This window comes from Halobiforma lacisalsi AJ5 (assembly GCF_000226975.2).
GTDB lineage: Archaea > Halobacteriota > Halobacteria > Halobacteriales > Natrialbaceae > Natronobacterium > Natronobacterium lacisalsi.
Genome location: NZ_CP019285.1, coordinates 177,419 through 201,281, shown reverse-complemented (window position 1 = coordinate 201,281; position 23,863 = coordinate 177,419). Strand labels below are relative to the sequence as shown.

Genomic DNA, 23,863 nt, shown 5'->3' with positions numbered 1-23,863 from the left:
TCGATCGCTCGAAGGGACGGTGGTCAGTCCGCAGCTTCCGCTTCCGCCGGCGGCAGGACGCTGTCGAGATCGACGTCCCCGGCTCCGGCCCGCAGGCGGTACTCGCCGTCCTCGAGCGCGACGACGTCCTCGTGGCGGAGATGATCGAGGTGCGCGTAGGCTTCGCCGGGGCCGTGGACGATGTGGATCCCCTCGAGGTCGCCGAAGAGGTGGGCGCTGACGGTCCAGGCGTCGGCCGGTCCGTGCTCCTCGAGCACGCCGAGGATCTTCTCGGTGCGCTCGCGATGGTGGTCGAGGATCGTCAGCGCGCGGTCGGTCGGGTCGTCGATCGGGTCGCGGTGGCCGGGCCAGACGCGGTCGTAGTCCCGGTCAGCGATCGTCCGCAGCGTCTCGAGGTACTTCGCGAGCGGGCGGTCGACGCGGACGTCCGCGCCGCCGACGTTGGGGGTGTAGACGGGGAGAACGGCGTCGCCGACGAACGCTTCCGATCCGTCGTCGATCTCGAAACAGCACAGTCCGGCCGCGTGACCCGGCGCGTGGACCGTCTCGAGGCGGCGGCCGCCGACCTCGAGGACGTCGCCGTCCTCGATCGACGTGGCATTGACGGGGTCGCCCCCGATTCCGTCCGCCGCCTCGAGGAAGGCGAGTAGTTCCTCCTTAGGGCCTTCGGGAACGCCCCAGTCCTTGAGGTACTCCCGGCGGCGTCGGTCGAGGGCCTCGAGGGTCTCGGAATCTCCCTCGACGATCGGGGCGTCGGCCTCGTGGACGTACACTGTAGCGTCGCTTTCGGCCTGGATCTCGCCGGCTAACCCGGCGTGATCGGGGTGGAAATGAGTGAGAACGACGTCGTCGACGTCGGCGAACTCGTAGCCGCGTTCGGCCAGTCCGTCACGGAGGTCGGCGCGGACGTCCGGCGTGGCGATTCCGGTGTCGACGAGCGCGAGCGTGTCCTCGCCCGCGAGCACGTAGGCGTTGTTGTGCCCCTCGAACTCGTCGTTGCCCAGCGAAATGCGGTCCATGTCCCAGCCAATCGGCCTGACGATATTAATTCGCCGGGTATCGGAACGGTACGCTGTTAACCGGTGGGCGTGAGAGATCGAACGAAACCGAGTGACGACGGCCCGACCATCGGTCACTGTGCGGGCTCGGCGGTCGACCGGCTTGCGGAATCAGTCGTCGAGTTCCGCCCGCAGTAACTGGTTGACGTCGCCGGGATCGGCGCTGCCGCCGGTCTTTTGCATCACCTGGCCGACCAGGAAGTTGATCGCGCCGTCGTCGCCCGACTCGTAGTCCTCGACCGCGCCGGGGTTCTCGTCGATCGCTTCGACGACCGCCTGCTGGACCTCGTCCTCGTCGGTCTTGCCAAGGCCCTCCTCCTCGACGATCTCGTCCGGCGATTTGCCGTCGTCGAGCATCGACCGCAGGACCGTCTCGCGGGCGTTCTTCGCCGTAATCTCGTCTTCCGCGACGAGTTCGACGAGACGGGTGACTTCCTCGAGTCGGCCCTCCATCTCCGTGATTTCCATGTCGCGGTAGTTGAGTTCGCCCAGCAGGTTGTCCGCGACCCACGTCGCGGCGAGGTCGGGGTCGAACTCGCCCGCGACGTCCTCGTAGAAGTCAGCGACCTGCTTCGTGGACGTGAGTTTGGAGGCGGCCTCCTCGCTCAGGCCGTACTCCGCCTGGAACCGCTCGCGGCGGGCGCGGGGCAGTTCCGGGATCGCGATCTCTTCTTTCCAGCCCGAGACCTGCAGCGGCGGGAGGTCGGCCTCCTCGAAGTAGCGGTAGTCCTTCTCCTCTTCCTTCGAGCGCATCGAGACCGTGATCCCGCGGGACTCGTCCCAGTGGCGGGTCTCCTGCTCGACCGCGCGGCCGCGCTGGATGGCGTTTTTCTGCCGGGTCTCCTCGTAGGCCAGGGCCTTCTGTGCGCCCTTGTGACTCGAGATGTTCTTGACCTCGGTCCGGTTGGCGGCCTCGAGCGCGTCCTCGCCGATCTCCTCGGCGTCGCCCTCGATGTCCTCCGCGGGAATGATCGAGAGGTTAGCGTCGATCCGGAGGCTGCCGTCCCGTTCGGCGTCGAAGACGCCCAGATACTCGAGCACTTCCTCGAGTTCGGCGAGGAAGGCCCGCACCTCGTCGGGGCTGCGGAAGTCCGGCGCGGTGACGACCTCCATCAGCGGCGTGCCGGCGCGGTTGTAGTCGACGAGGGTGTACTCGGCGGTGTCGATGCCGCCCCCGCCGCCGACGTGCTGGAGGCTCCCGGGGTCCTCCTCGAGGTGGGCCCGCTCGATCGTCACGGTGCGGCGGTCGCCCTCGACGGAGATCTCGAGTTCGCCGTCGGCACAGATCGGCTCGTCGTACTGGGTGATCTGGAAGTTCTTCGGGAGGTCGGGGTAGTAGTAGTTCTTCCGGTGGAACCGGGTCTCCTCGGGAATGTCGGCGTCGATCGCCTTGCCGATCTTCACCGCGGCTTCGACCGCGCCCTCGTTGAGCACCGGGAGGGCGCCGGGCAGGCCGAGACAGACGGGACAGACGTTCTCGTTGGGCTCGTCGGTCGGCTCGGTCGAGCAACCACAGAAGATCTTCGTGTCGGTCTCCAGCTGGACGTGGACCTCGAGGCCGATGACGGTCACGAGGTCGCCCTGCTGGACGGTTTGGGCAGTCATTGCAGGGCGATTCGGTCCGGCGGGGGTAAAGCGTAACGGGACGGAGCCGCCAGTCGCGATCGACTCCTCGCTACCGCCAACCCCGTTCCGCCGCTCCGGCCATTGACGCCCGGACGACCGATGCCGCGCCACGATGGTGTCCGAGAGTCGACGGGGACGTCCCGTTCTGTGGGAACTTTGAACTATGTTTATATTTAACGAGTAATGGGTCTGGAGTATGGAGGGGGAAATTCGTCTACTGGTGGTCGGGGCAACCGTGCCGCTGCCGACGAGGGAGGCGCTGTCGGCCCGGGGAATCCGTCCGGTCGACGACGCGATCGTCGAGGGGAACCTCGAGACGGCCGGAAACGAGGAGACCGACTGTGTGCTGGTCGATCCGACTGACGACGACGCGCCGGGGCCGGCGCGACTCGCGGACGCGTTCGACGATCCGGCGATCGTCGCCGTGAGCGACGGCTCGCCCTCGGCGGCGGACCTCGAGACGCCGGTGACGGCGGTCGTTCGCGAGAGCGATCTCCGGAACCGCGGCGCGGTCGTCGCCAACCGGATCCACACTGCGACCGCTGCCACGGACCGGACAACTGGGGGGAGCGACGAGCGGGGCGAGGACTGCGGGCCACTGAAACGCGCGGCGGACGCCCTGAGCGCCGTCCAGACGATCGAAACCGATCCGGACTGCGACGTCACCGGGACGATCGAGCGGATCCTCGAGACCGCCGCCGATCACCTCGAGTACCCGATCGGCTACGTGACGCGGATCGAGAACGGCGTTCAGGAGATCGTCGCCGCAGTCGGGAATCACAGGCACATTCAGGCGGGAGCGACCGATCCGCTCGGCAGGACCTACTGCCGGCGCACGATCGAGGCCGACGAACCGATCGTCCTCGAGAACGCGCCCGAACAGGGGTGGGACGGGGATCCCGCGGTTGAGCGATTCGGCCTCCGGTGTTACGTCGGCGCCCGCGTCGCCGTCGACGACGAGGTCTACGGAACACTCTGTTTCGCTGATGACCGTGCACGGGAGGAACTCGCCGTCGAGATCCAGGGCTCGGTCGTCGAGGCCCTGGCCAGCCGGGTCGGCTACGAACTCGAGCGCGAGCAGTACGAGGCCGAACTCGCCGAACAGCGGGACAACCTCGAGATCCTCAACGAGGTGGTCCGTCACGACATCCGGAACGACCTCCAGCTCGTCCAGGCGTACGCGAAGATGCTCGAGGAGCACGTCGACGCCGAGGGCGCGGAACACCTCGAGATCGTCCGCGAGAGCGCCGAGAACGCGATCGATCTCACGACCACTGCCCGGGACCTCGCGGAGGTCATGCTCCGGACGGACGACGAGAACGAGCGGATACCGCTCGCTACGACGCTCGAGCAACAGCTCTCGGAGATCCGCTCGACGTATCCCGACGCTGCGGTCACGCTCGAACGGTCGCCGCCGTCGGTCGAGGTCATCGGCAACGATATGCTGGGTGCGGTTTTCCGGAACCTCCTGAAAAATGCCGTCCAGCACAACGACAAGGAGGTGCCGACCGTGACCGTCCGGGCGGCGGTCCGTGACGGAGACGCCGAGGTCCGGATCGCCGACAACGGGCCCGGCGTTCCGGATTCCCAGAAGGAGGAGATCTTCGGGAAAGGCGAAAAGGGACTCGAGAGCGAGGGCAGCGGCATCGGGCTCTACCTGGTTCAACAACTCGTCGAGGAGTGTGGCGGCGAGGTTTGGGTCGAGGACAACGATCCCGAAGGAGCCGTCTTCGTCGTTCGGTTGCCGGTCGCGGCGTGAACCGACACGGAGCGGCCGCGACCGGCGGGAAATCGCCGCGTTACTCTCGGGTATCGACCGCGATTGCGACCGCAAGGCGGCAGCAGATCGCCGCGACGACCGCGACGACCGCCCGGCCGCCCAGACCAAATGACGCGCCGGCCAGCGATGCGAGCGTGTTCGTCAGCGAGAACAGGACGACGACGGGCAACACCCAACTGACGGTCAGCAGCCACGATTCGGCCAGCGGGTCGAACCGGCCGCTGCCGGCGCGAAACTCCGCGAGCGCTTCCGGACCCAGCAGCCAGCCAACGATCACGACGAACGCGAACAGGCCGACGGTCAACAGCAGGTCCGCGAGCGTCCCCGAGACGAACTGGAAAATCGGCCCGGCAAGCGCCAGCCCGCTCCCGGTCGCCGCGAGCAGGACCGAGACCAGCAGGGTCGCCCGGCGTCGCGGGACGTCGAAGACGTCGACGAGCGTCGCGACCGGCGTCTCGAGCAGGTTGATCCCGCTGGTCACCGCGGCCAGCAGGACGGTCCCGAAGAAGGCCGTCGCGACGACGGTGCCGCCCGGGAGCGACGCGAACGCAGGGGGGAGCGCGACGAACAACGCGCCCGGGCCGCCCTGCCCCGGGTCGATGCCCTGGGAGAACAACAGCGGAATGACGACAAGCCCGGCGAGAACGCCGATGAAGGTGTTCGAAACCGCGATCACGAGCGTATCCCGCGGGAGCGAGGCGGTCTCATCGAGATAGGAGGCGTAGGTCAGCATCGCCCCGGAGCCGACCGAGAGTGTAAACAGCGCCTGCCCCGCGGCCGGCCCGAGTACGCTCGGAAAGTTGGCGGCGAGGTATTCGGCGTCGAACCTGAGATAGAACGCGTAGCCTGCAGCGGTGTTCGGCTGGGTCGCGGTCCACCCCGCGAGCGCGACCAGCAACACCACGACGGCAGGGAGCATCACTTTCGAGGCGCGTTCGATGCCGCTGCTCACGCCGAAGAAGACGATCGTGGCGACGATGCCGAGAAACAACAGGTGAAAGCCGACCGCCTGGAGGCCGTAACTGGCAGTCCCGAAGTACTGCTGGGGCTGGCCGAAGTACGCCCCGGTCGGCGAGACCAGCGCGTAGTGGAGGATCCAGCCACCGACGACCGAATAAAACGAGAGGATCACGAGCGTCGTGAGGACGTTGAACGTTCCAAGCGCCGACCCCCAGCGGGAGGAGACGAGCGCGCGAAGCGCTCCGATCGGCGTCTGTCGGCCGCGTCGACCGAGGACGAACTCGGCGAGCAGTCCCGGGACGCCGACGCCGACGACGATGAGCAGGTAGACGACGAGAAACGCGCTGCCGCCGTTGCCGGCGGTCAGCCAGGGGAATCGCCAGATATTCCCGAGACCGGCCGCGCTGCCGATCGAGGCGAGAACGAAGCCGACGTTCGAGACCCACGATTCACGAGAGGACATTTATGTACAAGTTCGTACGCAATTGGGGGAACAAGTCGGTGTTGATTCGTTCGCTCGTTCACCCTCGAGAACCGGTCACGTGCCTGACGCGCCTGGGTACGGTCTTTCGCCGGCACGCTCTCGCCGGCCCGCGCGTTCGCGGCTCGTGACGGCGTATCTAATCGTCCGAACGTTCATTAGCGTCCCATCTGAACGGATCGAGCATGGAGCGGTGGCAACGGCGGGCAGTGAGAACGGTCGCCGGAGTCGTGGTGCTTGCCTTTCTCGCGTCGCTGGCGTATCACTACCTCATGGTGGTCGTCGAGGGGCGGTCGCCACGGTATTTGCAGTCGACCCAGGTCGTCGTCGAGACGCTCACTGGAACCGGATACGGCTCCGACTCGCCCTGGGAGTCGACCGTCGGCAACCTCTTCGTCATCGCGATGGATCTGAGCACGTTCCTGATCCTGTTTATCGTCGTACCCTACGTCTTCCAGCCGGTCCTCGAGGAAGCGCTGTCGCCGACGGTGCCCCGCGAAGCGGAAGTCACCGATCACGTCGTCGTCTGTGGCTACACCTCCCGCGGGGAACGGCTCGTCGAGGAGTTCGAGACCCGCGGCGTCGACTACGTCGTCGTCGTGGCGAACCGCGACGAAGTGCTGGAGCTTCAGGAGGCAGGCATCTCCGTAATCCAGGGCGACCCCACATCGGCAGCGGCTCTCGAGCGGGCCCGGGTCGGGGAGGCCGCTTCCGTCGTCGTCGACACCGACGACGAACACGCCGCGAGCGCGGTGCTCGCAGTCAGGGAACACGACGAGTGGATCCGGGTCGTCGTGCTCTGTACCGACCTCTCGCTCGAGCGGCCGATCCGCTACGCCGGGGCCGACGCCGTCATGACGCCGCGGCACCTGCTGGCCCAGCGGATCGCCGAGCGCGTCCAGACGGAGATCAACCCACGGGTGAGCGACGTGACCAGCCTGGGCGAGGACCTGGCGCTCGTCGAGGTAACGATCGCGGAGGACAGCCCGTTCCACGGACAGACCATCGGGGAAACGGGACTGATCGAGAACGGGAGCGTCACCGTCGTCGGCCTGTGGACGGACGGCGAGTTCGTCGCGTCGCCGGCACCGGATACGCCCATCGACGATCAACTGACGATCCTCGTCGCCGGGCCCGAATCGGAACTGAAGGACCTCGAGCGCCGGACGCGAACCGAGGACGGGCGTGACGGTTCGGTGATCGTCGCCGGCTACGGGGAAGTCGGTGGGACGGTCAGCGAACGGTTGCGGGGGTCGGCCGTCGACTGTACGGTCGTCGATCTCGAGGACGACGAGGGCGTCGACGTCGTCGGAAACGCGACCGACGAGGACGTTCTCCGGCGGGCGGGCATCGAAGAGGCGTCGTCGTTCGTGGTCGCGATCGGGGACGACGCCGAGGCGATCCTCTCGGTGCTCGTCGCCCGCGAACTGGCACCGGAACTGGACATCGTCGTGCGGATGAACGATTCGGCGAACGAGGCCAAGGCCCGTCGGGCGGGGGCCGACTACGTGCTCAACCTGCCGGACATCAGCGGCCGCCTGCTCGCCCTCGACGTCCTCCGGGAGGAGATCATCTCCTACGACCGCCAGTTGAAGATCGTCCGCTTCGAGAGTAACCACCTCGTGGGACGCGAACTCCGGGACACGCAGTTGCCGGAGTTGAACTGCACTCTCATCGCGGTCGAACGGTCCGACGGGATCGTCACCGACGTTTCGCCGTCGTTTACGTTCGAGCGCGGGGACAGCCTGCTGCTGGCCGGCGACGACGAAGCCATCGACGAACTCGAGTCCACACTCGCGTGAAGAGACCCCAGTCGTACGGTCCGGCCCCAACATGGTACGCCCACGTTACGACCCAGAAGCACGGTGTTACGCGCCGAAGTGCACTGTTACGCATCGGAGCGCCCGCGAGAACCCGTCAACGGTCTCCCGGCTTTTTGACCTGCGAGGTGGAACTCATAGATGGTGTGTCAAATGGCAACAAGAGACACAAAATCGTACTGGCAACGGTATCGGTCGATTCCGATCGTCTACCGTATCGGTGCGGCGTTCGTCCTCGGCTCCGTCGTCGGGTTGATCGTCGGCGAACCGGTTACCGTACTCGAGCCGCTGGGCGACATCTTCGTCCGGCTGCTCTCCATGATCGTCGTTCCGATCGTCATCTTCACCCTGCTGATGGGGATCAGGCGGATTTCGCCGTCGACGCTCGGGCGCGTCGGCGGGCAGGTGATCGGCCTGTATGCGGTCATGTCGGCGATCGCGGTCGTCATCGGGCTCGCGGCGGCGAACCTGGTGAATCCGGGGACCGGGCTGACCCTTACCGAGGACGTCGAGTTCGAACCGGCGGACACGCCGGACTTTCTCGAGGTCATCGTCGGCATCGTCCCGGAGAACCCGATCGGCGCGATGGCCGAGGGTGACGTCCTCGCGACGATCTTCTTCGTGATCGTCTTCGGACTGGCACTGTTGTTGCTCGAGGAGGAAACCGAGGACGAGACGATCCGGTCGGGCGTCGAGTCGATCTTCGACATCGTCGAGGCTGGGACCGAGGCGCTGTTCAAGATCGTCTGGGGGATCATGGAGTACGGTGTCATCGGCGTCTTCGCCCTGATGGCCGCCGTCTTCGGCCAGGCCGGTATCGACGCGCTCGTCCCCTTCGCGCTGTTGATCGGGACCCTGCTCGGCGCGATCCTGGTCCACATCGGGGTCGTCTACCTCGGCGGGCTCATCATCGGGCTGACCCGCCAGTCCCCGGTAGCCTTCCTCGTCGGCTCGAAGGACGCGATCGTGACGGCCCTCTCGATCCGCTCCTCGAGCGGGACCCTGCCCGTGACGATGGCAAACGCCGACGACAACCTGCGGATCAACGAGGGGGTCTACGGCTTCTCGCTGCCGCTGGGGGCGACGATCAACATGGACGGGACGGCGATGTACCAGGGAGTCGTGGCGGTCTTCGCCGCAAACCTCGTCGGCGTCCAGTTGACGCTCGTCGAGCAGGTGACGGTCGTCCTCATCGCCGTGCTCGCGAGCATCGGGGCCGGCGGCGTCCCGGGGACGGGCCTGATCATGCTGACGCTCGTGCTGACACAACTCGGGCTCCCGCTCGAGGTGGTCGGCTTCGTGGCCGGTGTCGACCCGATCCTCGACCGCCTGCGGACGATGACGAACGTGACCGGCGACCTCGCCGTGACGACGGTCGTCGCGCACTGGAACGACGCGATCGACTTCGATAGCGGATCGTGGGTGGACCCGACCCGCGGCCTCGAGATCGGCGAATCCGTTCCCGGCGGGGACTGATACTGACGACTGGAAGCCATCGCCGGCCCGGTCGCGAACTGGCCTGCGGTCGGGCCGGGAAATCGGTACAGCAGACCGTCTCACCGTTGCCGATCGCGGATCCGGTCGTCCCGTCGTCGCCCCGGCGCTCGCGGGGGCCCCCGACCGGCCGTGATCACGAACGGAACCTACGGTACTTCCCCGGATTCGACGGGTTATTTTCCCATAACTGTAGTATATCACACATACCTCGATCGGTGGTGATCCAATTCGTGTCATTGATTCTTCGAGAACAGATGTCGTAATTCATGATAATACTGACTAATAGTAACGCTTATCAAACGACCGTTGATTGCTCGAGGTATGCCGTTAGGTATCATGGCGACCTACTGGTCGCGCTATCGCTCCGTACCGATCGTCTATCGGATCGGTGTCGCCTTCGTGCTCGGTTCGCTCTTCGGGTTGCTCGTCGGCGAACCCGCGACGGCGCTCGAGCCACTCGGCGACCTCTTCGTCGATCTGTTGAGTATGCTCATTATCCCGATCATCGTGTTCACGCTGTTGATGGGCGCGAGACGGCTCTCACCGAGTAACCTCGGGAAGATCGGTGGACAGGTGGTCGGCCTGTACGCGATCACCTCGGCGCTGGCCGTCTTTATCGGCCTCGCCGTGTCGAACCTGATCAACCCCGGCGAGGGACTCGAGGGCTGGCAGGAGGCCGAGGCAAACTCCGCCGAGGCGCCGTCCGTCCAGGAGGTCCTGCTCGGGATCGTCCCCGAGAACCCGTTCGGCGCGATGGCCGAGGGCGACGTCCTCCCGACGATCTTCTTCGTGATCGTCTTCGGACTCGCGCTCGCGCTCGTTCAGGAAACCGTGGACAGCGAGGACGTCAAAAACGGCGTCGAAACGATCTTCGATATCGTCGAAGCCGGTTCCGAGGCGATGTTCAAGGTCGTCTGGGGCGTCATGGAGTACGGGGTTATCGGCGTCTTCGCGCTGATGGCGACGGTCTTCGGGCAGGCCGGGACCGACGCGATCATCCCCTTCGCGCTGTTGATCCTGACGCTGCTCGTCGCCTCGCTTGCTCACATCGCCCTCGTCCACCTCGTGGGGATCGTCGGACTGTTCGTCGGGCAATCCCCGCGCGGGCTGCTCGTCGGCGGAAAGGACGCGCTCATCACCGCCCTCTCGATTCGCTCCTCGAGCGGAACCTTGCCGGTGACGATGGCAAACGCCGACGACAACCTCCATATCGACGAGAGCGTCTACAGCTTCTCGCTCCCGCTGGGCGCGACGATCAACATGGACGGAACGGCGCTCTACCAGGGTGTCGTGGCTATCTTCGCTGCGAACCTGGTCGGCGTCTCGCTCACTATCGGGGAACAGGTGACGGTGGTCGCGGTCGCCGTACTCGCGTCCATCGGCGCGGCCGGCGTCCCCGGCACGGGGCTGATCATGCTGACGCTCGTGCTGACACAGCTCGGGCTTCCGCTCGAGATCGTCGGCTTCGTCGCCGGCGTCGATCCGATCCTCGACCGCCTGCGGACGATGACGAACATCAGCGGCGACCTCGCGGTGACGACGCTGGTCGCGAAGTGGAACGACGCGGTCGACTTCGACAGCGGGACCTGGGTCCCCTCGAACCGGAACTGAGAACGGGAGACGAACGAAAGCGGTTTCCGGTGTTTTCGGATCGCTACCGTGACTCAGCCAGCGCCTCGGCGACGACCTCGATCGGGGTCGGCGGCTCCTCGATCGCGCCCGGTCGATCCTCGAGTTGGGTGCGACAGGACGCGCCGGGGGCGACCACGCGGTCGCCCTCGCTGTCGTCGACCTGGTCGTACAGCACCTCGCCGATCGCCTTGCTCATCGAGTAGTGTTCGGCCTCGTAGCCGAAGGAGCCGGCCATGCCACAGCACGTCGAATCGAGCGGATCGACGGCGTAGCCGGCCCGGCGGAGGACGCCGACCGCGTGGTGATCCTTCGCGTGAGCTTTCTGGTGGCAGTGGCCGTGGTAGGCGAGGTGGTCCGCCGGCGCGTCGAACGCGAGACGCTCGTCCAGGCGGAACGTGTCGAGGTACTCGCAGACGCCGTAGGTGTGTTCGGCGACCGTCCGGACCTCGTCGTGGTCGAACAGGTCGAGGTAGTCCGACTGGACCATGACCGCGTCGGAGGGCTCGAGCAGGACGACGTCGTAGCCGTCCTCGACGTACGGCAGCAGGTCGTGGACCGTGTCCTCCGCGTTCTCGGCGGCCTTGTCGAGCATCCCCTTCGAGTACGCGGGCCGACCCACGTCGCGGGGGTCGGCGATCTGAACGTGGATCCCTGCGGCCTCGAGCACCTCGAGGGCCGCCTCACCGGCCTCGGGGTACTCGTGGTTGGTGTAGACGTCGGGGACGAGGACGACCCGGCGCTCGGCCTCCCCGGCGGGCACGGCCGGGCTGTGGTCCGCGACGCGCTTCGCGAAGGTGTCGCGCCGGAACGTCGGCAGGTCCCGTTCCCGCGAGATGCCGAGCAGTTTCTCGGCGACGAGGCCGCTTCCGGGGATCGATGTGGCCCAGTTCGAGAGCGGCGCGGTCGCGGACCCGAGTTTCGCCAGCGTCTCGAAGTTGGCGAACATGCGGTCCCGCAGCGAGGTCCCGTTTCGCTTGTGGTGTTCGTAGGTGAGTTCGGCCTTCATCTTGGCCATGTCGACCCCGCTCGGGCAGTCGTGTTTACAGCCCTTGCAGCCGATACAGAGGTCGAGCACTTCCTCGACGAACTCGTCGCTGAACTGTTCCTCGGGATCCAAGTCGCCGCTCATGGCCTGGCGCAGGGCGTTGGCCCGCCCTCGCGTCGAGAGGATCTCCTCGTCCTCCGCGCGGAAGGTCGGACACATCACGCCGCCCGTCGTCGACTGCTCGCCCCGGCAGCCGCCACAGCCGTGACAGAGTTCGGCCATCCCCTGGAACCCGTTGTCGTTGTGCCACTCGAGGTTCGACTCGAAGCCGGCGTCGAACTCGTAGTCGGGACCGAACCGGTGGTTCTCCGTCATGTCGGTCGGGTTCTCCTCGCGGAAGACGACCTGGCCGGGGTTGAGGATCCAGTCGGGGTCGAACGCCGACTTGAACTCCTGGAACGTCTCCCACATCTCGTCGCCGTACAGCTTCCGGTTCCACTGGGTGCGGGCGCGGCCGTCGCCGTGCTCGCCGGAGACGGAGCCGTCGTATTGGACGACGAGGTCGGTCACGTCGTCGGCGATCGACTCCATCGCCTCGAGGCCCGCCTCCGTCTTCGTGTTCACGAGCGGGCGGATGTGGAGCACGCCCGGCCCCGCGTGGGCGTAGAAGCTGGCGTAGGTCTCGTGGTCCTCGAGCACTTCCTGGAAGTCCGCGACGAACTCCCGGAGGTTCGCCGGCGGGATGCCCGTGTCCTCGAGGAACGCGATGTGTTTCTCGTCGGTCGTCCGCGAAAGCAGGATCGGGAGGCCGGACTTGCGCAGCTTCCAGATCTTCGCGCGGCTGTCGGGATCGTAGGCCTCGAGGGCGTCGAACGCCAGGACGTCGGCGTCGGTGATCGTCCGGGCGTCGTCGTCCTCGTCGTCGGCCTCCCCCTCCGGCTCGACGTCCGGACAGCGGTCGGCCAGCAGGTTCGCGACCTTCCGCTTGCCGTCGGCGACGTCGTCGGCGTAGAACTCGACGACGAGGACGGCGGCGGTGCCGTCGGGAAGCATCTCGGTGACCGGCTCGAACTCCGGCGTCTCGCGGGCGAGGTCGATCAACACGTCGTCGATCACCTCGAGGGCTGCAGGGTCGTGTTCGACGATGGGCTCGACGTCGTCCATCGCGTCGAGCACGCTGTCGTAGGCCAGCAGGGCCATGCTCTTCTCCTCGGGGACGGGCTCGAGCGAGACCGTCGCCTCGGTGACGATCGCCAGCGTGCCCTCGCTGCCACAGAGCAGTTTCGCGAGGTTGACCGTGCCGCCCTCGGCGTCGGGTTCGCCGACGCCGCGTTCGGCCCCGCGGGCGTCCTCGACGAGCCAGTCTAAGTTGTAGCCGGAGACGTTGCGCTTGAGGTCGGGGTAGACGTCCTCGACCAGGTCACCTCTCTCCTCGAGGATCCGCGCGACCTCGGCGTAGATCGCCGATTCGAGGTCGTCGCCTTCGGCCAGGTCGGGCAGGTCGTCGACGTCGACCTCGCCGAAGGTAGTGACGGTACCGTCCGCGAGGACGACCTCGACCTCCTCGACGTAGGCGTCGGTCTTCCCGTACTGCAGGGAGTGTGCACCCGTCGAGTTGTTGCCGATCGCGCCGCCCAGCGCGCTCTTGTCACCCCAGGCGGGGTCGGGCGCGAACTTCAGGTCGTGGGGCGCGAGTTCCTCGTTGAGCGACTCGAGGTAGACCCCCGTCTGGGCGGTCGCCAGGCGCTCGTCCGGATCGATCTCGACGACGTCGTCCATGTACGTCGTGAAATCGAGGACGACGGCCTCGTTGACCGTCTGGCCCGCGAGGCTCGTCCCGCCGCCCCGCGGGAGGACGGGAATCTCCCGGTCGGCGCAGTACTCGACGACGCGGGCGACGTCCGCGGTCGACTGCGGGAAGACGACGCCGATCGGCGTCACCTCGTAGATGCTCGCATCGGTCGCGTACAGCTGTCGCGAGTAGGAATCGAAGCGGACGTCGCCGGTGACGCGCCGCTCGAGGTCCGCGAGCAGGTCCGGTCGCTCGACGTTGTCGCTTTGGTAGTCGTAGTTCGCGTTCGGGTCCTCTGCCGGATCTCGGGTCGGTGGTGTGATCGTCATATCAGTCGGATACTGTGTGGTTGGTCGAAGCAGGGGTGAACGTATCGGTGGCGGCCAGTGTTCGTCAGACCACCGCCGGGAACAGGACGTAGACGAAAAGCGTCGTCAGGAGCCCGCCCACGATCAGGTAGTACGCGACCGGGATCAGGTTGAGCCGGACGACGCGGCCGGTCTTCCCGACGAGGCCGACGGTCGCCAGCGCGGCGATCACGTTGTGGATCGCGATGACGTTCCCGATCGCACCGCCGATCGACTGGGCGCCGACCAGCAACTGGGTCGGCAGCCCCAGGTTCTGGGCGACCTCGAACTGGAACGCGCTGAACGTGATGTTGCTGACCGTGATCGAGCCCGCGATGAACGCGCCGAGTGCGCCGACCGCAGGTGCGATCATCGGGTACGCCGAGCCGAGCACCCCCGCAGTCGCGTCCGCGAGGACAAAGATCATGTTGCCATCGGGCGCGGCCGCCGCTGTGACGCCTGCGGCCTCGAGGTGGGCGTCGGTGAGCATGATCTCGACCATCGCGATGACGAACACGAGCGCGATCAGCGGCGAGACGATCTTGCCGCCGGCTTCGCGCCACGCGCCAGCCACCTGCTCGCGGTCCATCCCGAACAGGGGGATCGCCAGCAGCGCGCTCACGACGAGCCAGGTGCCGGGAACGTACGCCCAGCCGATCGAGCCGCCGAGTTCGGTTCCGAAGATCGCCGCCCACTCGAGGCTCGGGCCGATTCCCAGCGTCCCGACGCCGGTCTCGACCGACGCGACGGCGTCGCCCTGCAGGGCCGCCGCGACGGGCTCGATCACGCGGGTACCGATGAGCAGGACGACGAGGAGCAGGTACGGCGACCAGGCGCGAAGCAGCGACATCGAGTTCGACTGTCCCGCGTCGCTCGAGGCGTCCGTCTCGTTCTGCCCCGGTTCGATGCTGCCGACCCAGTGGTCGGGCCACTCCTCGCGGGGCGGGAACTCCCAGGTGTCGTCGGGCTCGAGGTAGCCGGCCCTGAGCGCGGTGACGACGACCGCTCCGCCGACCATCGCGGCGATCAGCGAGGGGAGTTCGGGGCCGATGAACCACGCGGTCAGCGCGTACGGAACGGCGAACGCGACGCCGGAGAACAGACACAGCGGGACGACGCCCTGGATCGGGGCGAGCGATCGCTCGGTTCGATCGCCGAAGAAGTAGACGACCATGCCGACGGCGAAAAGCGGCATCAGGACACCGAGGACGCCGTTGAACACCGCGGCCCAGGCGCCTGCGGACGCGGAGTACGTCCCGACCGACAGGCCTTCGGCCGCGATCGTCGGCTCGACGCTCTCGAGTGGCTGTTCGTAGCCGACGATGATCGGCGTGCCGACCGCGCCGAAGACGGTCGCAACGGCGTGGCCGATCAGCGCCGCGACAACGGCCGCGAGCGCCGGGAATCCGAGCGCGAGCAACAGCGGTGCGACGACCGCCGCGGGGGTCCCGAAACCGGCGACCCCCTCGATGAACGTCGCGAGGAAGAACCCGAGCAGGACGACCTGGACGCGTCGGTCCTCGCTGATCGAGGCGAACCCCTCGTTGATCCGGTCGACCGCGCCGGACCGCATCAGGGTATAGAGCAACACGAGCGCCCCGAAAACGATCCAGAGGATCTCGAGCGCCGCGAGTCCGCCCCTGACAGTCGCCGCGGCAACCCACGACGCCGGCATCTCCCAGACGGCGACGCCGACGATCGCGGCGACGAGCCACGCCACCGGCATCGACCGCTCGGCCGGCCAGAGAAAGGCGACGAGCAGGACGGCGACGACGACGAGCGGGGCGAACGCGGCCCCGACTGCGATAAGGTCGGTCATCGTCGCACGACCCTCGCCACAGCAGCCCGCTCCCTCACCCGTTCGTCACGTAACTGCGTGTGAGTAATCCTCATCGTTCGAGACTCCCGACGACCACCATGTATATTTACCGGAATTCTCGAGGACTGGACGATTATCCATTATATAATGGACGTTCGGGATATATCTGGGCATTCGTGGGGTCCCGTCACCCTACGTGGTGAGCAGGTCGGGAGAGGCGTTGCCGAACGCGAACGCTCCGCCGGCGGCCCCTTCAGAAGACGTCGGGGAAGAGGACGTAGACGAACACCACGGTCCAGAAGCCGACGAAAACGGTGTAGTACACCAGGGGAATCAGGTTCAGGCGGATCACGCGCCCCTCTTCACCGCCGAGGCCGACGGTCGCCAGCGCGGCGACGACGTTGTGGATCGCCACGAGGTTGCCGATCGCACCGCCGACGGCCTGGGCGCCGACGGTGAGTTCCCGCGAGATCGCGAGGTTCTCGGCGGCGACGAACTGGAGCGGACCGAACGTGATGTTCGAGACGGTGTTCGAGCCGACGAGCGCGGCCCCGAACGCACCGATCAGCGCCGCGACGAACGGGTACGCGGGCCCGAAGACGTTCGCGGTTGCCACCGCGAGGACGACGATCATGCTCTGGTCGGGCGCGCCGGGGTGGGCCGCCGACTGGAGCATCACGTGCGCCATCGCGAGGACGAACACGAGCGCGATCAGCGGCGTCACGAGCTTCCGGGCTGCCTCGAGGACGGCGGTCGCCGCCTCCGAACGGTCGATGTCGAACAGCACGCCGGCCGCGACCGCACTGACCAGCAGCCACATCCCGGGGACGTAGCCGAGGTCGATGTCGTTCTCGAGGGTCGTCCCGAAGATGTCGACCCACTGGAGCGAGAGCAGGCCGACCGTGAACCTGCCGATCCCGGTGCTGATCGTCGCGAGCGTCAGCGACAGTTCCCGCCCGAACGCCATCACCGTCTCCCCCTGCAACAGCGCGGACAGCGGCTCTATCAGCCGGGTGGCGACGAGCAGGACGAGCAATAGCAGGTACGGCGTCCACGCGCGATAGAGGGTGGTCCGCGGCTCGCTCGGGAGTACCGACCCCCGGTCGCCGGGCTGGATCTCGCCCAGCCAGTGGTCGGGCCACTCCGACTGGTCGGGGAACGTCCACTCCTCGTCCGGCAGGAGGTAGCCCGCCCGGAGCGTCCCGACGACGACCGTCGCACCGACCATCGAGCCGATCAGGCTGGGAAACTCCGGCGTGACGTACCACGCCGCGAACCAGTAGGGGAGGCCGAACGCCACGCCCGCGAACAAACACAGCGGTGCCACCTCGAGCGCGGGTCTGATCGAGCGGCGCTCGCCGAAGAAGTAGACGACCATCGCGACCGCGATGAACGGCATCAACACGCCGACCAGCAGGTGGTAGGTCGCCGCCCACGCCGCGACGTTGACCGCGAACTCGGCCGGGGTTACGCCCTCGGCCTCGAGCGTCGTGCGGATGAGGAAGACGCTGTCTATCGGCTCACGGATCCCGACGATGATCGGCGTCCCGACCGCGCCGTAGGTGACGGCGATGATGTGCCCGATCAGGGCCGCGACGACGGCCGCGAGCGCGGGGAAGCCGAGTCCAAGCAGCAGCGGCGCGACGACCGCCGCCGGCGTCCCGAAGCCGGCGACCCCCTCGAGGAACGTCGCGAGGAAGAACGCCACCAGCACGATCTGGACGCGGCGGTCCTCGCTGACGGTCGCGAAGCTCCGGTTGAGCGCGTCGAACGCCCCCGCGATCATCATCGTGTACAGCAGGACGAGCGCGCCGAAGACGATCCAGAGGATCTGGATCGCGGTGATGATCCCTTCGACGGTCGCCGCGGCGAGCCACGACGGCGGCATTCCCCAGACCGCGGCCGCGACGACAACCGCCGAGAGCCAGGCGATGGGCATCGCCCGCGTCGCCGGCCAGAGCAACCCGACGAGGAGTACCCCGACCACGATCAGCGGCACCGCGGCGAACAGCACCTCTGTTCCCGAGACCATACTCGTCAGCCCGTCGTGACGAATCCTCGGCCGGTTCCCCGAGAGTCCTCCCGTCGTCGCGCCCGCGAAATCATGTTGTAAGGTACCTGTGTACATGTACTAATTATAGTTGTCGGAAGATTCACCGCGTTGCTAACGTGGAGGGTTCGGAGTCCCGGCTCCGCGTTACGATTCCAGCTCCGTGCCGGCGATCGACCGGCCGGGGAATCCGGGGCCGTCACGGGGTAAGCGGCCAAAGACATTTACACTCGACTGTACTGGTAGCGCACATGAGCGCCGACCGAGAGCGAAACGAACACGGCCAGTACGCCGACCGAATCCCGCCGGAGGCCGCCCTCGAGGCGTTCGAGGAACGGGACGACTACGGTCGGCCGCTGACCGCAGCCGACGTCATGGACGCGCTCGGGTGTTCCCGTCGGACGGCGCACAACAAGCTGAACGACCTCGTCGAGCGCGGGGAACTCGAGACGCGCAAGGTCGGCGCCCGCGGCCGGGTCTGGTGGGTGCCGATCGAGACGCCGCCGGAACGGGCCGGCGACGCGGCGACTCCACGGGCGGACTCCGGGGACGAATCGCCTGCCGCGATCGAGGAGGCGATCCGGGGCGCGGACCTGCCGGGATCGGGGGAAACGCTCGAGGCGCGCCGTGAGGCGCTCCGGGCGGCCTACGAGTACATCGTCGACCATCCGAGCGCGACGAAGTCGGACTTCGTCGAGCACGTCTACCCGGAGCACCCCGCCGACTTCGAGACGCCCGAGGGCTGGTGGAACGCGATCCAGCCCGCCCTGAAGGAGCTACCGGCGGTCGACTCACCGGAGGAGCGGGGCCACATCTGGAGCTTCCTCGGGGACGACCGGTTTACCCCGACACTGGGCTGAGCCGGCCGACTCGAAAACGAGGGACGCCGGTTCAGAACAGTCCCGGGAAGAGGACGTAGCTGAACAGTGCCGTGAGGATCCCGACCCCGAGCGCGTAGTAGACGAGCGGGATCAGGTTGAGGCGCATCACGCGGCCCTCCTCGCCGACGAGGCCGACGGTCGCCAGCGCGGCGACGACGTTGTGGATCGCCACGAGGTTGCCGATCGCGCCGCCGACGGCCTGTGCGCCGACGATGAGCTGGGTCGGCAGGCCGAGTTCGCTCGCGGCCTCGAACTGGAAGCCGCCGAACGTGATGTTCGACACGGTGTTCGAGCCGGCCATCGCCGCCCCGAGCGCGCCGATGAGCGCGGAGATGAACGGGTAGGCAGGGCCGACGGCGTCGGCGGTCGCCTGCGCGAGGACGAAGATCATGCTCTCGGCGCTCTCGGCGTGGGCGCCCGACTGCAGCATGATCTGGACCATTGCGATAACGAACACCAGCGCGATCAGCGGCGAGACGAGCTTCTGTCCCGTCTCGGCCCAGGCAGCCTTCACCTGCGCTCCACGCATGCCGTACAGCGGGATCGCGATCAGCGCACAGAGGACGAGCCAGAACCCGGGCACGTACACCCAGGAAATGCTTTCGCTGATTCCCGTCCCGAGGATCTCCGGCCACTGCGTGTTGAACAGGATCGGGTAGCCGGCGACCTCGAGTACGTTCTCCTGGAGGAGTTCGGGCAGCGGGTCGATGACGCGCGTGATCACGAGCAGCGCGACCAGCAGGATGTACGGCGTCCACGCACGGAGCAGCGACATCCGCTGGTTGCCGCCGTCGGCGACCGTAGCACCGTCGTCGATGCCGTCGGGGACGGCGGAGCCGCTGGACTGGCCGGGTTCGATCGTGCCGACCCAGTGATCGGGCCACGTCTCGCGCTCCGGGAAATCCCACTCCTCGTCGGGGACGAAGTAGCCCGCCTTGAGCGCGCCGACGACGACCGCGCCGCCGACCATCGCGCCGAGAAGCGACGGGAACTCCGCGCTGATCTGTGCCGACGCCCAGTAGGGGACGACGAACGCGATCCCCGAGAACAGACACAGCGGCGCGACCTCCCAGGCCGGCTCGAGGCTCCGCTCCTCGGTGTCACCGAAGAAGTAGACGACCATCGCGACGGCGAACAGGGGCATGACGAAGCCCACGAGCGCGTGATAGGTCGCCGCCCAGACCGCGACTTCGACCGAGTACGCCTGGATGGTGAAGCCGGCGTCCGTGATCGCGCTCTCGGTCGCCGCCGTCGACGCGAGCGGGTTCTCGATGCCGACGATGATCGGCGTTCCCACCGCACCGTAGGTGACGGCGAGGACGTGACCGATCAGGGCCGCGATCACCGCCGCGAGCGCGGGGAAGCCAAGCGCCAGCAGCAACGGCGCGACGACCGCTGCCGGCGTCCCGAAGCCAGCAGCGCCCTCGATGAACGCCGCAAGGAAGAAGCCGAGCAGGACGATCTGCACGCGGCGATCCCCGCTGATCGTCGCGAACCCTTCGTTGATCCGATCGAACGCCCCCGCCTGCATCAGCGTGTACAGGAGGAGCAACGCGCCGAAGACGATCCAGAGGATCTGGATCGCCGTCATCGCGCCGGCGATCGAGGCCGCCATCACGTACTCGAGCGGCATCCCCCACACGAACAACCCGATCAGGACGGCGGCGATCCAGGCGAGGGGCATCGCCCGCGTCGCGGGCCACAGGAAGCCGACGAGCAATACGCCGGCGAGCACCAGCGGGACCGCGGCCAGCAGGATCTCTCCCGTGCTGACCATTACGACCCACCCCCGTGCTCGAGCGCGAGGTTGCTCTCCGGAGCCGGTCTCCCGTCCGTACTGTTTATGCCACGGTGGATTCCGTCTGGCATGGTTGGGACACCACCGATCCCCTATATATAAATTTCGACGGTTCAGCGGACTGTCGAAGGAAATCCCCGTCGTATGTCGTCTATCGGGCGACTTTCGATCGGTGAATCGCCGATATTCGTCCTCTCGGGTCTCGTGGCGTGTGAATAACTGACGTATAACCCTGGGTTCGGAATCGTCCTCGACCTGTTCAGTCGTCTGTCACGGTCAAGTGCTGCGGTTTCATAATCAGTGTCCGGTGGTAGATGGTAGCATGGTATGGGAGGGAGTTCCAGAACACTCGTGATCGACCGTTACGTTTTGCCAGTACACACGACTGCACAGTGGATACAGTCGTGTGGAGAGGCCACTTCATTCGAGTGAACGGGCGTTCGGGCGGGTCGTCGACCTCGCGCGCGCCTAGATTCCGACGAACGCCAAGTGGAAACTCGATGACGCAATCGCTGGTGGATGTCCGCGCCTCCGGGAAGGGTGAACTAACAGAACAGTGAAATGGGCGCGCGCGTAGCATCAACGTATGACCACTACCGTCGAGCGGTTCGAGACCGCTCTCGAGGACCTCGAGGTGCCGGTGAGCCGCACGACGCCGGCCACGTTCGACGAGACTCTCAAAGGCGTCGCCCGCGACCCCGTCGTGGGGACGCCGCTCCCGTTCGAGGGGGTGTCGCTCCCGGCGTGGGTCGACGACGAACCGACGCCCGGGGCCCTCGAAGCCGCGCAGACGGGCGTCACCGCGGCCTCGCTGGGGGTCGCCGACTACGGGAGCGTGGTGCTCCCGTCGACGCCCGGGGGGAGTGAACCGGTGAGCCTCTTTCCGGAACGGCACGTGGCGGTCCTCCGGGAACGGGACCTCGTCGCCGATATGCCGACGGCGATCGAACGGCTCGGGCCCGAACTACGCGACGGCGGCAGCGCCGTGATCGCGACGGGGCCGAGCGCGACCGCCGACATGGGGGCGCTCGTGAAGGGTGCACACGGGCCGAAGGAGGTTCGGGTGGTGTTGATTACGGACGCGGAGGACGCCGACGGGGGTGAACCATGAGCACCGACACCCGCGAACGGAAGGCCGAACGGATCCGACACCTCCTCGAGACCGAGGGTGAGGCCGTCGAGGAGAACACCCTCGGCTTCAACGAGGGCCGATACGAGTCGGTCGCCGACCTCGAGGAGTACGAAGGGCTGAAGGAGCGGGCCCGCGAGATCAAGGAGGACGCGATCGAGCGTCTGCCGGAACTGATCGAACAGTTGCGCGAGGCTGTCGAGGAAAACGGCGGCACGCTCTACCTCGCCGACGACGCCGCCGACGCCAACCGGTACATCCGCGAGGTCGCCGGCGAGAACGACGCCGACCGCGTCGTCAAGTCGAAGTCGATGACCAGCGAGGAACTGGAGGTCAACGAGGCCCTCGAGGCCGACGGCGTCGACGTGGTCGAGACCGACCTCGGCGAGTGGGTACTGCAGGTGGCCGACGAGGCTCCCTCCCACATCGTCGCGCCGGCGATCCACAAGTCCGAAGCCGAGATCGCCGAGCTGTTCAACGAGCAGTTCGACCCCGACGAGCCCCTCGAGACGGCCGAGGAGCTGACGATGTTCGCCCGCGAGCGGCTGGGCGAACTGATCGCCGACGCGGACGTCGGGATGACGGGTGCGAATTTCATCACGGCAGACTCGGGCTCGATCATGCTGGTCACGAGCGAGGGCAACGCCCGGAAGACGGCCGTCGTCCCCGACACCCACGTCGCCGTCGCGGGCGTCGAGAAGGTCGTTCCGTCGGTCGAGGACCTCGCGCCCTTCATCGAACTGATCGGCCGCTCCGGGACGGGCCAGGACATCACCTCCTACGTCTCCCTGCTGACGCCGCCGGTGGACTCGCCCGTCGTCGACTTCGACGACCCCGACCTCGAGTTCGCCGAACGCGACGACGACCGCGAGTTCCACCTCGTGTTGATCGACAACGGCCGCATGGCGATGCGCGAGGACGACCACCTCCGCGAGACGCTGTACTGCATCCGGTGTTCGGCCTGTGCCAACACCTGCGCGAACTTCCAGTCCGTGGGCGGCCACGCGTTCGGCGGCGAGACCTATTCGGGCGGGATCGCAACCGGCTGGGAGGCCGGGGTCCACGGCCAGGACGCCGCGGCGGAGTTCAACGACCTCTGTACCGGCTGCTCGCGCTGCGTCGAGGCCTGTCCGGTAAAGATCGACATCCCGTGGATCAACACCGTCGTCCGCGACCGGATCAACCGCGAGGAACCGGGCCAGTTCGACTTCCTCGTCGAGGGGCTTACGCCCGACGAGGAACCCGGCGGCGTCGACCTCCAGAAGCGGCTGTTCGGCAACTACGAGACGCTGGCGAAACTCGGGTCCGCGACGGCTCCCGTCTCGAACTGGACGACGAAACTCGGCCCCGTGCGCACGCTAATGGAGAAGACGGTCGGGGTCGATTCTCGTCGGCCGCTCCCCGAGTTCGAACGGACGACGCTCGTCGACTGGTTCGCGGACCGCGGCCCCCGCGTCTCCGCCGCCGACGCCGACCGCGAGGTCGTCCTCTACCCCGACGTCTACACCAACTACATCGACGTCGACCGCGGGAAGGCCGCCGTCCGCGTCCTCGAGGCGCTCGACGTTCACGTCCGGATCCCGTCGGCGCCCGGCAGCGGTCGCGCGCCGCTCTCCCAGGGGATGATCGGCACGGCCGACGAGAAGGCCAGCCGCGTCTACGCCACCCTCGCCGAACATCTCGACGCCGACCGCGACGTCGTCGTGATCGAGCCCAGCGACCTCGCGATGTTCCGCAGCGAGTACGAGAAGTTCCTCCCCGAGGCGTCCTACGAGCGCCTGCGGGACGGCAGCTACGAGGTCCTCGAGTACGTCTACGGCCTGCTCGAGAACGGTGCCGACGCCGACCGACTGCGGGACGGCGGCGGCGAGCGGGCCCCGGAGATCGCCTACCACTCCCACTGCCAGCAGCGGACGCTGGGACTGGATCGGTACACCCGGGCCGTCCTCGAAGACCTCGAGTACGACGTCCTCGAGAGCGACGTGGAGTGTTGCGGGATGGCGGGTTCGTTCGGCTACAAGGAGCAGTACTACGAACTGAGCATGGACGTCGGCGACCGACTGGCTGACCAGTTCACGACGCCCGAGACGAACGATCGGCTCGTCGTGGCGAGCGGGACCTCCTGCGAGGACCAACTCGAGGACCTCCTCGCGCGCGAGGCGGTCCACCCGGTCGAGGTGCTGGATCCGCGCTCGGAGTATCACTGAG

14 protein-coding genes are annotated in these 23,863 nt (G+C 67.1%); 7 read left to right on the top strand and 7 right to left on the bottom strand.

Annotated elements, in window-relative coordinates; translation table 11 throughout:
* Positions 1-23: 23 nt before the first annotated feature.
* On the bottom strand, positions 24-1,019 hold the full coding sequence (locus CHINAEXTREME_RS00790; RefSeq protein WP_007142422.1) for an MBL fold metallo-hydrolase: 996 nt from the start codon (positions 1,017-1,019) through the stop codon (positions 24-26).
* A 150-nt stretch (positions 1,020-1,169) separates the two neighbouring features.
* Positions 1,170-2,663 carry an Asp-tRNA(Asn)/Glu-tRNA(Gln) amidotransferase subunit GatB gene (gene gatB, locus CHINAEXTREME_RS00785; RefSeq protein ID WP_007142423.1) on the bottom strand — a complete coding sequence of 498 codons (1,494 nt, stop codon included), beginning with the start codon at positions 2,661-2,663 and terminating at the stop codon, positions 1,170-1,172.
* Between the two features lie 217 nt (positions 2,664-2,880).
* Between gatB and CHINAEXTREME_RS00780 the strand changes: the two genes are divergently transcribed.
* Positions 2,881-4,443, top strand: coding sequence for a sensor histidine kinase (locus CHINAEXTREME_RS00780; protein ID WP_007142424.1), 1,563 nt, complete (start codon positions 2,881-2,883; stop codon positions 4,441-4,443).
* 40 nt (positions 4,444-4,483) lie between these two features.
* Here CHINAEXTREME_RS00780 and CHINAEXTREME_RS00775 read toward each other — a convergent pair whose 3' ends face one another.
* Positions 4,484-5,887: a sodium-dependent transporter gene (locus CHINAEXTREME_RS00775; RefSeq protein WP_007142425.1), complete on the bottom strand. Its 1,404-nt coding sequence runs from the start codon at positions 5,885-5,887 to the stop codon at positions 4,484-4,486.
* A gap of 203 nt (positions 5,888-6,090) precedes the next feature.
* Here CHINAEXTREME_RS00775 and CHINAEXTREME_RS00770 point away from each other — a divergent pair, with 203 nt between their 5' ends.
* The 3 genes from CHINAEXTREME_RS00770 to CHINAEXTREME_RS00760 all read left to right on the top strand — a co-directional run bounded on the left by CHINAEXTREME_RS00770 (position 6,091) and on the right by CHINAEXTREME_RS00760 (position 10,833).
* Complete coding sequence (locus tag CHINAEXTREME_RS00770; RefSeq protein ID WP_044961527.1) at positions 6,091-7,707, top strand: potassium channel family protein; 1,617 nt, start codon at positions 6,091-6,093, stop codon at positions 7,705-7,707.
* Between the two features lie 171 nt (positions 7,708-7,878).
* Complete coding sequence (locus CHINAEXTREME_RS00765; RefSeq protein ID WP_007142427.1) at positions 7,879-9,201, top strand: dicarboxylate/amino acid:cation symporter; 1,323 nt, start codon at positions 7,879-7,881, stop codon at positions 9,199-9,201.
* 357 nt (positions 9,202-9,558) lie between these two features.
* Complete coding sequence (locus CHINAEXTREME_RS00760; RefSeq protein ID WP_007142428.1) at positions 9,559-10,833, top strand: dicarboxylate/amino acid:cation symporter; 1,275 nt, start codon at positions 9,559-9,561, stop codon at positions 10,831-10,833.
* Positions 10,834-10,876: 43 nt separating this feature from the next.
* On the opposite strand, the gene CHINAEXTREME_RS00755 is transcribed toward CHINAEXTREME_RS00760, so the two are convergent.
* From CHINAEXTREME_RS00755 to CHINAEXTREME_RS00745, 3 genes are all read right to left on the bottom strand, one after another.
* Entirely contained in the window at positions 10,877-13,960 is a 3,084-nt protein-coding gene (locus CHINAEXTREME_RS00755) for an FAD-binding and (Fe-S)-binding domain-containing protein (RefSeq protein ID WP_007142429.1), read from the bottom strand.
* 64 nt (positions 13,961-14,024) lie between these two features.
* A complete protein-coding gene (locus CHINAEXTREME_RS00750; protein WP_007142430.1) occupies positions 14,025-15,797 on the bottom strand; it encodes an L-lactate permease in 1,773 nt (590 codons plus the stop codon).
* Between the two features lie 253 nt (positions 15,798-16,050).
* Entirely contained in the window at positions 16,051-17,829 is a 1,779-nt protein-coding gene (locus CHINAEXTREME_RS00745) for an L-lactate permease (protein ID WP_076738685.1), read from the bottom strand.
* A 269-nt stretch (positions 17,830-18,098) separates the two neighbouring features.
* On the opposite strand from CHINAEXTREME_RS00745, the gene CHINAEXTREME_RS00740 reads away from it, so the two are divergent.
* A complete protein-coding gene (locus CHINAEXTREME_RS00740) occupies positions 18,099-18,707 on the top strand; it encodes a MarR family transcriptional regulator (RefSeq protein WP_007142432.1) in 609 nt (202 codons plus the stop codon).
* Between the two features lie 31 nt (positions 18,708-18,738).
* On the opposite strand, the gene CHINAEXTREME_RS00735 is transcribed toward CHINAEXTREME_RS00740, so the two are convergent.
* On the bottom strand, positions 18,739-20,505 hold the full coding sequence (locus CHINAEXTREME_RS00735; protein WP_007142433.1) for an L-lactate permease: 1,767 nt from the start codon (positions 20,503-20,505) through the stop codon (positions 18,739-18,741).
* A gap of 607 nt (positions 20,506-21,112) precedes the next feature.
* Between CHINAEXTREME_RS00735 and CHINAEXTREME_RS00730 the strand changes: the two genes are divergently transcribed.
* On the top strand, positions 21,113-21,637 hold the full coding sequence (locus CHINAEXTREME_RS00730) for a LutC/YkgG family protein (RefSeq protein ID WP_007142434.1): 525 nt from the start codon (positions 21,113-21,115) through the stop codon (positions 21,635-21,637).
* Positions 21,634-23,862, top strand: coding sequence for an LUD domain-containing protein (locus tag CHINAEXTREME_RS00725; RefSeq protein WP_007142435.1), 2,229 nt, complete (start codon positions 21,634-21,636; stop codon positions 23,860-23,862). Before CHINAEXTREME_RS00730 ends, CHINAEXTREME_RS00725 begins: the two co-directional genes overlap by 4 nt.
* The last annotated feature ends 1 nt before the right edge of the window (position 23,863 follow it).

Coding starts and splice junctions, on each gene's coding strand:
- CHINAEXTREME_RS00790 (WP_007142422.1), bottom strand. CDS start 1,019: ATGGACCGCATTTCGCTGGGCAACGACGAGTTCGAGGGGCACAACAAC.
- gatB (WP_007142423.1), bottom strand. CDS start 2,663: ATGACTGCCCAAACCGTCCAGCAGGGCGACCTCGTGACCGTCATCGGC.
- CHINAEXTREME_RS00780 (WP_007142424.1), top strand. CDS start 2,881: ATGGAGGGGGAAATTCGTCTACTGGTGGTCGGGGCAACCGTGCCGCTG.
- CHINAEXTREME_RS00775 (WP_007142425.1), bottom strand. CDS start 5,887: ATGTCCTCTCGTGAATCGTGGGTCTCGAACGTCGGCTTCGTTCTCGCC.
- CHINAEXTREME_RS00770 (WP_044961527.1), top strand. CDS start 6,091: ATGGAGCGGTGGCAACGGCGGGCAGTGAGAACGGTCGCCGGAGTCGTG.
- CHINAEXTREME_RS00765 (WP_007142427.1), top strand. CDS start 7,879: ATGGCAACAAGAGACACAAAATCGTACTGGCAACGGTATCGGTCGATT.
- CHINAEXTREME_RS00760 (WP_007142428.1), top strand. CDS start 9,559: ATGGCGACCTACTGGTCGCGCTATCGCTCCGTACCGATCGTCTATCGG.
- CHINAEXTREME_RS00755 (WP_007142429.1), bottom strand. CDS start 13,960: ATGACGATCACACCACCGACCCGAGATCCGGCAGAGGACCCGAACGCG.
- CHINAEXTREME_RS00750 (WP_007142430.1), bottom strand. CDS start 15,797: ATGACCGACCTTATCGCAGTCGGGGCCGCGTTCGCCCCGCTCGTCGTC.
- CHINAEXTREME_RS00745 (WP_076738685.1), bottom strand. CDS start 17,829: ATGGTCTCGGGAACAGAGGTGCTGTTCGCCGCGGTGCCGCTGATCGTG.
- CHINAEXTREME_RS00740 (WP_007142432.1), top strand. CDS start 18,099: ATGAGCGCCGACCGAGAGCGAAACGAACACGGCCAGTACGCCGACCGA.
- CHINAEXTREME_RS00735 (WP_007142433.1), bottom strand. CDS start 20,505: ATGGTCAGCACGGGAGAGATCCTGCTGGCCGCGGTCCCGCTGGTGCTC.
- CHINAEXTREME_RS00730 (WP_007142434.1), top strand. CDS start 21,113: ATGACCACTACCGTCGAGCGGTTCGAGACCGCTCTCGAGGACCTCGAG.
- CHINAEXTREME_RS00725 (WP_007142435.1), top strand. CDS start 21,634: ATGAGCACCGACACCCGCGAACGGAAGGCCGAACGGATCCGACACCTC.